At 39.3% G+C, this 364-nt stretch carries 1 protein-coding gene; it reads right to left on the bottom strand.

The genetic code is table 11. From position 1 onward, the window contains the following. Positions 1-149: plasmid recombination protein (locus FE392_RS21570; protein ID WP_369292880.1), on the bottom strand; the 149-nt coding region annotated here is incomplete at its 3' end. Positions 150-364: the final 215 nt, after the last annotated feature.

The raw sequence follows: 364 nt of genomic DNA, 5'->3' as shown, positions 1-364 counted from the left end.
TGATTCAACAAATCATAATTCTGTTCACTTTTCGAATAATCGATGTCTAAATTTGATTTACTTTTTCCTTGTCTTTGATTATGTTTTTGAATCCCTTGCACATCAGAAATTTGAAATTTCTGCATGTGAATGATTGCGAATTTGTTCATGTTTTTCCCTCACAATTGTCTTCCGTAAGAGGACTACTTTTAAGGTTATCATAACATATCGAGAGAGCGAATCCAAAGTTTTGGTATAGCCCACTATACCAAATTACATTTGGTGTGGGCTCTGCGAGACCTTGTTGGCTTCGCCAAATCACGCCATAGCGTGACAAATGCTAGGGGCTTTGCCCCACACCCCACAAGGGGAACTTTTCCCCTTG

The sequence above is a fragment of the Xenorhabdus santafensis genome (assembly GCF_033949405.1).
GTDB classification, from domain to species: domain Bacteria; phylum Pseudomonadota; class Gammaproteobacteria; order Enterobacterales; family Enterobacteriaceae; genus Xenorhabdus; species Xenorhabdus santafensis.
The sequence above is the reverse complement of the archived record's forward strand: the minus strand, read 5'-3'. Positions and strand labels throughout refer to the sequence as shown.